This window comes from Nocardioides eburneus (assembly GCF_040838215.1).
GTDB lineage: Bacteria > Actinomycetota > Actinomycetes > Propionibacteriales > Nocardioidaceae > Nocardioides > Nocardioides eburneus.
The window spans coordinates 46,706-53,951 of sequence record NZ_JBFPJR010000028.1; the positions used below are offsets into that span (position 1 = coordinate 46,706).

At 72.0% G+C, this 7,246-nt stretch carries 10 protein-coding genes and 1 pseudogene; 7 read left to right on the plus strand and 4 right to left on the minus strand.

Features of this window, described 5'->3' with window-relative positions; translation table 11 throughout:
• Nucleotides 1–39 precede the first annotated feature (39 nt).
• From AB3X52_RS14835 to AB3X52_RS14845, 3 genes are read left to right on the plus strand one after another with little or no spacing between them, the layout of a single operon-like run.
• Nucleotides 40–738 (plus strand): maleylpyruvate isomerase family mycothiol-dependent enzyme, encoded by a 699-nt coding sequence (locus AB3X52_RS14835; protein ID WP_367994867.1) that lies wholly within the window; start codon nucleotides 40–42, stop codon nucleotides 736–738.
• A 2-nt stretch (nucleotides 739–740) separates the two neighbouring features.
• Nucleotides 741–1,418, plus strand: coding sequence for an MBL fold metallo-hydrolase (locus tag AB3X52_RS14840; RefSeq protein ID WP_367994868.1), 678 nt, complete (start codon nucleotides 741–743; stop codon nucleotides 1,416–1,418).
• Nucleotides 1,418–2,137 carry an MBL fold metallo-hydrolase gene (locus AB3X52_RS14845; RefSeq protein ID WP_367994869.1) on the plus strand — a complete coding sequence of 240 codons (720 nt, stop codon included), beginning with the start codon at nucleotides 1,418–1,420 and terminating at the stop codon, nucleotides 2,135–2,137. The genes AB3X52_RS14840 and AB3X52_RS14845 overlap by 1 nt, the downstream gene beginning before the upstream one ends.
• Before the next feature lie 12 nt (nucleotides 2,138–2,149).
• Here AB3X52_RS14845 and AB3X52_RS14850 read toward each other — a convergent pair whose 3' ends face one another.
• Nucleotides 2,150–2,347 carry a DUF5808 domain-containing protein gene (locus AB3X52_RS14850; protein ID WP_367994870.1) on the minus strand — a complete coding sequence of 66 codons (198 nt, stop codon included), beginning with the start codon at nucleotides 2,345–2,347 and terminating at the stop codon, nucleotides 2,150–2,152.
• 99 nt (nucleotides 2,348–2,446) lie between these two features.
• Here AB3X52_RS14850 and AB3X52_RS14855 point away from each other — a divergent pair, with 99 nt between their 5' ends.
• Together AB3X52_RS14855 and AB3X52_RS14860 are read left to right on the plus strand one after the other, a co-directional pair.
• Nucleotides 2,447–3,061 (plus strand): hypothetical protein, encoded by a 615-nt coding sequence (locus AB3X52_RS14855; RefSeq protein WP_367994871.1) that lies wholly within the window; start codon nucleotides 2,447–2,449, stop codon nucleotides 3,059–3,061.
• A gap of 63 nt (nucleotides 3,062–3,124) precedes the next feature.
• Nucleotides 3,125–3,490, plus strand: coding sequence for a helix-turn-helix domain-containing protein (locus tag AB3X52_RS14860; protein ID WP_367994872.1), 366 nt, complete (start codon nucleotides 3,125–3,127; stop codon nucleotides 3,488–3,490).
• Nucleotides 3,491–3,497: 7 nt separating this feature from the next.
• On the opposite strand, the gene AB3X52_RS14865 is transcribed toward AB3X52_RS14860, so the two are convergent.
• Nucleotides 3,498–4,106: a ClpP family protease gene (locus AB3X52_RS14865; protein WP_367994873.1), complete on the minus strand. Its 609-nt coding sequence runs from the start codon at nucleotides 4,104–4,106 to the stop codon at nucleotides 3,498–3,500.
• Nucleotides 4,103–4,729, minus strand: a complete 627-nt coding sequence (locus AB3X52_RS14870) for an ATP-dependent Clp protease proteolytic subunit (RefSeq protein ID WP_367994874.1) — start codon at nucleotides 4,727–4,729, stop codon at nucleotides 4,103–4,105. Before AB3X52_RS14870 ends, AB3X52_RS14865 begins: the two co-directional genes overlap by 4 nt.
• 118 nt (nucleotides 4,730–4,847) lie before the next feature.
• Between AB3X52_RS14870 and AB3X52_RS14875 the strand changes: the two genes are divergently transcribed.
• Nucleotides 4,848–5,801 (plus strand): D-2-hydroxyacid dehydrogenase family protein, encoded by a 954-nt coding sequence (locus AB3X52_RS14875; RefSeq protein ID WP_367994875.1) that lies wholly within the window; start codon nucleotides 4,848–4,850, stop codon nucleotides 5,799–5,801.
• Between the two features lie 55 nt (nucleotides 5,802–5,856).
• A complete protein-coding gene (gene map, locus AB3X52_RS14880; RefSeq protein WP_367994876.1) occupies nucleotides 5,857–6,624 on the plus strand; it encodes a type I methionyl aminopeptidase in 768 nt (255 codons plus the stop codon).
• Nucleotides 6,625–6,730: 106 nt separating this feature from the next.
• On the opposite strand, the pseudogene AB3X52_RS14885 reads toward map, so the two are convergent.
• A pseudogene (locus tag AB3X52_RS14885) lies at nucleotides 6,731–7,246 on the minus strand (MFS transporter); the annotation flags it as partial.

The following is a 7,246-nucleotide window of genomic DNA, read 5'->3' on the forward strand; positions in this document are numbered from 1 at the left end:
GGACAGAGCCACCGCACCGCGGGCGCCATGATGGGAGCCATGACCGACCAGCGCGCTCTGCTCTCCCTCCTCGATGGTGCCACCGACCGGCTGCTGCGGACGGTGCACGCCCTCCCCGACGAGGCGTTCGCCGAGCCCTCCGCCCTGCCCGCCTGGCGCCGGGCCCACGTCGTCGCCCACCTGGCGCTCAACGGCGAGGCCCTCGCCGCGGCGCTCGCCGGCGTGGCCGTCGGGCAGGAGGTGGCGATGTATCCCTCCCAGGAGGCCCGCGACGCCGGCATCGCCGAGCTCGCGGCAACGTCCCCCGCTCTGCTCCGCTCCCGGTTGCGTACGGCGGTCCGCGGCTTCTCCGGAGCGCTCTCGCTCGTCCCGCCCGACGCCATGGAGACGGTCATCCATCGGCTACCGGGGTCGGAGCGGACCTTCCGCCCGGCCGACGCCGTCGGCATGCGTCTGCGGGAGACCGAGATCCACCACGCGGACCTCGCGGCGTCGTACGCCCACACGGACTGGGACCGCACCTTCGCGGAGCACCTGGTGGCGACGGTGGCGGCCCGCGAGACGGCCCCGTTCGTCGTACGCGCCACCGACACGGGCGAGGAGTGGACGACGGCCGGCGGCACGGGGCCGGTCGTCTCCGGTACCGTCGCAGACCTGGGCTGGTGGCTCACCGGTCGCGGCGGCGAGGACCGTCTCGAGGTGAGCGGCGGGCCGATGCCGACGATCGGGAAGTGGTGAGGATGACGTACACCGGAGCAGTGAAGCCGGGCGGACCGGCCGACGTGCGCGAGCTCGAGCACCTGACGATCACCAAGGTGGCCGTCGACGAGCAGATGTCGAACAACTGCTATCTGCTGCGCTGCAAGGCGACGGGCGAGCAGCTCCTCATCGACGCCGCCGCCGAGGCCGACGTCCTCCTCCCGCTCATCGGCCCCTCGCTGGCGACCGTCGTCACCACCCACCAGCACTGGGACCACCACCGCGCCCTCGCCGACGTCGTCGCCGCCACCGGCGCCACGAGCGTGGCCGGCGAGCCCGACGCCGCGGCGATCAGCGAGGCCACCGGCGTCCCCGTCGCGCGGGCCGTCGTCCAGGGCGATCTGGTCACCGTCGGGGAGTGCACGCTCTCCGTGATCGCGCTGCGCGGCCACACGCCCGGCTCGATCGCCCTGTTGTACGACGACTCCGACTCCGCCGGCGGCCGCCCACACCTGTGGACCGGTGACTCGCTCTTCCCCGGCGGCGTCGGGAACACGCAGCAGGACGCCGGCCGCTTCGAGGAGCTCATCAACGACGTCGAGGCGCGGATCTTCCAGCGCCTCCCCGACGACACCTGGTTCTACCCCGGCCACGGCGACGACTCGACGCTGGGCGAGCAGCGGCCCCACCTCGCCGAGTGGCGCGAACGCGGCTGGTGATGCGCCTCACCGAGGTCGCTCCCCAGGTCTACGCGGCCACCGGCCGCGCCGTGAACTGGACGATCCTCAAGGACGGCGACGACCTCACGCTGATCGACGCCGGCTATCCGGGCGACCTCGCCGACGTGCGGACCTCCCTGGCGGAGGTCGGCGGGCGCCTGCGCGCCGTGCTGGTCACCCACGCGCACGTGGACCACATCGGTGGCCTGCCCGGGCTGCTGGCGACGTACGACGTCCCCGTCTATACCTCGGCCCGGGAGGCCGCGCACGCGCGCCGGGAGTTCCTGGAGCAGGCCGGGCCCACGGACGTCGCGCGGATCGCCTGGCGGCCGCGGAGCTGGCCCTGGATCCGCCATCTCCTCACGGCGGGAGCCCTCGACGACGTGTCCGTCCCCCGCGCCGAGGCCTTCCCCGAGCCGCTCGAGGTGCCCGGCCGGCCCGTTCCCGTCGCGACGCCCGGCCACACCAGCGGTCACACCGCCTACCTGCTCCCGGGGGCGAAGGCACTGGTCACCGGTGACGCCCTCGTGACCGGCCATCCGCTGAGCGGGGACGTCGGCCCGCAGCGCATCGCATCGTTCTTCCACCACGACGTCGCGGTGGCCGAGCAGGCGCTGGACATCCTCGCCGAGGTCGACGCGACCGTCATCCTGCCCGGCCACGGCCCGGTCCACCACGGCAGCGCGGCCGCCGCCGTCGCCGCGGCCCGGGCGCGCTGACCAGGGCCGGGACTACTTCCTGCCTGAGTCCTTCCTGAGGCGGAACAGGCGGTAGAGATTGAGGTCGTAGCCCCAGCCGAACGCCTTCGGCGTGAGCACCCGTCGCTCGTCCGGGTTCCACCAGCGTGACTTCACCCGCGCCACCGTCGGGCGTCGCCAGTCGTACGGCATCCCGAGGAACGTGCCTGTGCCCTTCTCCTTCGCCGTCATGCTTCGAACCTAGCGCTCCCGCCGCGCCGTGCGAACCGGTTTCCGAACGGCGGGAAGTGGGCTTGGCGACCGCGACACTCCGTCGCGAGGGTCGAGGTCATGAACCGATTCGAGCAGGCCGTCTACGACTGCATGAAGCCGACCGAGGCGCTCCTGGAGCGGACCACCGACCCGCTGCACCGCGCGATCCTCCTCAACTACTGGCGCCACGTGCACCTGGAGGGGTCGGGACAGTTCGAGCGGATCGTCGCCCCCGACATGATGGTCGAGAATCCGGTCTACCGCGTGGCGTGGGGCGCCCAGCCGGCCGTCGTCGAGGGCAAGGACGCCGTGGTCGCGTTCTACCGCTCGGTCGGCGAGTCCGTGCTGTGGAACTCCGACGACCTCATCGCCGTCGGGGACTGGGGTGTCGCCGACGAACTCACCTTCCACCAGGTCGCCAAGGGGGCTGACCTCCGCGTGGTGGGGTACGACGTCCCCGACCCGGATCGCTACTACCACGTCTCCAGCCGGCAGGCCTTCGTCTGGCCCTACGACGAGCGCGCCCTGCTCAAGGGCGAGCACCTCTACGAGGACAAGACCAGCCTCACGATCGAGGAGGTCGACGAGGACGAGCTCATCACCCCGGCGCGCGTGGCCGAGATCCACCGCGAGCTGCTCGCCCGCCTCGAGGCGGAGCGAGGCGAGAACTTCTGGGTCCTCGGCGTCGCCTGATCGGCTGTTCGCCGGTGGCGAACGCCGCTCCCGCTGGCAACGCAGCCGGCCTAGCGTGCCGGTATGGGTGACGTGATCCCGCTCCCGCAGCGTCGCGAGCCGATCGGGCAGCCGGCCGAACGCTCTGTCGATCGACCCGTCCAGCGACCGGCGGCTCCCACCGAGGCCGCGCCGCTGTGGCGCGAGGAGGTGGGCCGAGTGCTCCGTCAGGAGCGCAGCAGCCAGGAGCGGACGCTCGCCGACGTCGCCGGCGAGGCGGGCGTCTCGGTGCAGTACCTCTCCGAGGTCGAGCGCGGCCGCAAGGAGCCGAGCTCGGAGGTCCTCGGGGCGGTCGCCGGCGCGCTCGGCCTGCGGCTCGTCGACCTGACCGGGCGGGTGACCCGCCGTCTGATGACGCGGATCACCGGTCCCGTCTGCCTCGCCGCCTGACCATCGGTCAGACCGCCGCGCCGAGGAGCTTCCTGCTCTCCAGGACCGCGTCGGCGACGCCGTACGACACCGCGTCGTCGGCGCCGAGGACGAGGTCCCGGTCGGTGTCGCGCCGGAGCTGCTCGACGGTGCGGCCGGTGTGCCGGGAGAGCACGGACTCCATCTCGGCGCGGAGCCGGACGATCTCCTTGGCCTGCACCGCCAGATCCGGGAGCGTGCCCTGCGCCCCACCGGAGGGCTGGTGCAGCACCACCCGAGCGTGCGGCAGCACCGTACGCCGCCCGGCGGATCCCGCCGCCAGCAGGACCGCCGCGCTGCTCCCGGCCTGGCCGACGCACGTCGTGGCAACGGGAGCGCGGACGAACTGCATCGTGTCGTAGATCCCGAACATCGCGGTCACCGAGCCGCCCGGACTGTTGAGGTAGAGGTTGATCTCCGCGTCCGGGCTCTCCGACTCGAGATGGAGCAGCTGGGCGATGACGACGTTCGCGACCCCGTCGTCGATCTCGGTGCCGAGATAGACGATCCGGTCGCTCAGCAGCCGGCTGTAGATGTCGACCGCGCGCTCCCCGTGCAGCGTCTTCTCGATGACTGACGGGATGGTGTAGCTGCTCACCGCCCCGACCCCATCCCGAACGACACGCCCCGGTGCGCCGGCGCCACCGACCTCACGTCGCTGAGCACCGCGTCGACCAGCCCGTAGACCCGCGCCTCGTCCGCGGTGAACCACTTGTCCCGCCGGGCGTCGTGCTCCACCTTCTCGACCGGCTGGCCGCTGTGCTCGGCGGTGAGCCGCATCATCAACCTCGTGGAGCGCTCCAGGCGCTCGGCCTGGATCTCGATGTCGATCGCACTGCCGCCGATGCCGGCCGAGCCTTGGTGGAGGAGGACCTCCGCGTGCGGGAGCGCATAGCGCTTCCCCGGCGTGCCCGCGGTGAGCAGGAACTGGCCCATGCTCGCCGCCAGCCCCATCGCCAGCGTGGAGACGTCGTTGGGGATGAGGCGCATGCAGTCGTAGATCGCCAGGCCGGCGGTCACCGAGCCGCCCGGCGAGTTGATGTAGAGGCTGATGTCGCGCTGCGCGTCCTCGGCCGAGAGCAGCAGGAGCTGGGCACAGATCCGGTTGGCGATCGGGTCGTCGACCTCCTGTCCGAGCACGATGATGCGCTGATGCAGGAGGCGAGCGGTGAGCTGGTCGTCGAGCGGCCCGGCGAGGCGCTCGGGTGTCTGAGTGGTCATGTCCTCGAGGCTGGCCGCCACCGGGCCGCGATCCCAGTGTTTCCGCCGCAGGCGGATCTGCCGTCGGCAGAGCACCCATCGGCCGCACGACATGGGGCGACATGGCTAGGTTGGGGGCGTGCGCTGCGTGATCCTCGATGACTACCAGGACGTCGCGACGTCGTACGCCGACTGGTCGGTGCTCGACGACGTCGAGCCCGTCCCGCTGAGGGACCACCTCGAGGGCGCGGCCCTGGACGCGGCACTGGCCGGCGCCGAGATCGTGGTGGCGATGCGCGAACGTACGCCGTTCCCCGCCTCGCTGCTGGAGCGGCTGCCGGACCTGCGGCTGCTGGTGACCACGGGCCTCCGCAACGCCTCCATCGACCTCGGCGCCGCCGCGTCGCAGGGGGTCACCGTCTGCGGCACGGAGAGCAGCTCTGCTCCCCCCGTCGAGCTGACCTGGGCGCTGATCCACGGGCTCACCCGCCACCTCCTGGTCGAGGCCACCGGGCTCCGCCGCGGCGAGCGCTGGCAGCAGACGGTGGGGGTCGAGCTCCAGGGCGCGCGGCTCGGTCTCGTCGGCCTCGGCAAGATCGGGACCCGTGTCGCGGCGGTCGGTCAGGCCTTCGGCATGGACGTCGTCGCCTGGAGCCCGCACCTGACGACGGAACGGGCCGCCGCGGCCGGCGTACGCGCTGTGGCGAAGGACGAGTTGATGGCGACCAGCGACGTCGTGAGCCTCCACCTGGTCCTGTCCCCGTCGACCCGCGGCGTCATCGGTGCCGACGACCTCGCGCTGATGAAGCACACGGCCTTCCTCGTCAACACCTCCCGGGCGGGGCTCGTCGAGACGGACGCGCTCGTGGACGCGTTGCGCGAGGAGCGGATCGCCGGCGCCGGCCTGGACGTGTACGACGTCGAGCCGCTGCCGCGCGACGACGTGCTGCGCCGGCTCCCGAACGTCCTCGCGACGCCCCACCTGGGCTATGTCTCGCAGGACAACTACCGCCGCTTCTTCGGCCAGGCGGTCGAGGACATCGCCGCCTGGCAGGCAGGCCGACCGCTCCGCGTCCTCACCGCGCCGCACTGAGGCGGACGGTCTGCTGATGCGGCCCGCCCCGCGGCCCGGGGCTAGCCTTTCCCCTGTGATCGAGCTCCGTACCCCGACCCAGATCGAGCAGATGAAGCCCGCCGGCCGGTTCGTCGCCGACGTGCTGCTGGCGCTGAAGGAGAAGGCCGCCGTCGGCGTCAACCTCCTCGAGCTCGACGAGCTCGCGCACCAGATGATCAAGGACCGCGGCGCGGAGTCGTGCTACATCGACTACCACCCCTCGTTCGGCGCGATGCCCTTCGGCAAGGTCCTGTGCACCAGCGTCAACGACGCGGTCCTGCACGGTCTGCCCTTCGACTACGCGCTGCAGGACGGCGACCTGCTCAGCGTCGACTTCGCCGCGAGCGTCGACGGCTGGGTCTCCGACAGCGCGCTCTCCGTCGTCGTCGGCACGCCGCGCGAGGAGGACCTCCGGCTCATCGAGGTGACCACGAGGGCCCTCGAGGCCGGCATCGGCGCCGCCCTGGCCGGCAACAAGATCGGCGACATCTCCCACGCGATCGCCTCCGTGGCGCGGGAGGCCGGGCTGAAGATCAACACGCAGTTCGGCGGCCACGGCGTGGGGCGGACGATGCACGGCGACCCGCACGTCCCCAACGACGGGCGCCCGGGACGCGGATTCAAGCTCCAGCCCGGCCTGGTGATCGCGATCGAGCCGTGGTTCCTCCACACCACCGACGAGATCTACACCGACCAGGACGGCTGGACGCTGCGGAGCGCCGACGGCTCCCGCGGCGCCCACATGGAGCACACCGTCGCCATCACCGCCGACGGCCCGCTCATCCTCACCGCCCGCGACTGACGCGCGGCGCCCGAGGACTCCCCAGGCGCCGCGTCACTCCCAGACACCGAGAGGTCAGTACGTCGCCGACGTACTGACCTCTCGTGGCGCTGAGGCGGCGCCTGGGTCACTCCTCCTCGGGGATCGCGAGGTTCGCTGCGGCCTCGCCGATGACCGGCTCCTCCTGGTGGACGTACTTCCCACCGGCGAGCAGCGACGCAATGGCAGCGAGCAGACACATCCCGGCGGCAGCGCCGAAGACGACCACCAGACCCTGGTGGAACGGGTCGGACATCAGGCTGGGGAAGAACCGCTTGCCGGTGAGCGTGTCGAGGTCGGGGCTGCCGAGCCTGATCCCGAGCTTCTGCAGGTTGTCCAGGATCGTCTGGATCGGGTTGAAGCCGAGGAAGGACGCGAAGAGCGAGGCCACCGGTGGCATCTGGCCGGCCGCCGAGGCCGCCTCGGCCGAGACACCGTGGGCCTGCAGGCCGTTCGTCATCGTCGTCGGCAGCTTGGCCGCCAGGCCGGCGATCATCAGGGAGAAGAAGACCCCGATCGAGAGCGACGAGCCGGAGTTGAAGAACGTGCCACGCATCCCGGAGGCGGCACCGCGCTGGTTGGCCGGCACGGAGTTCATGATGGC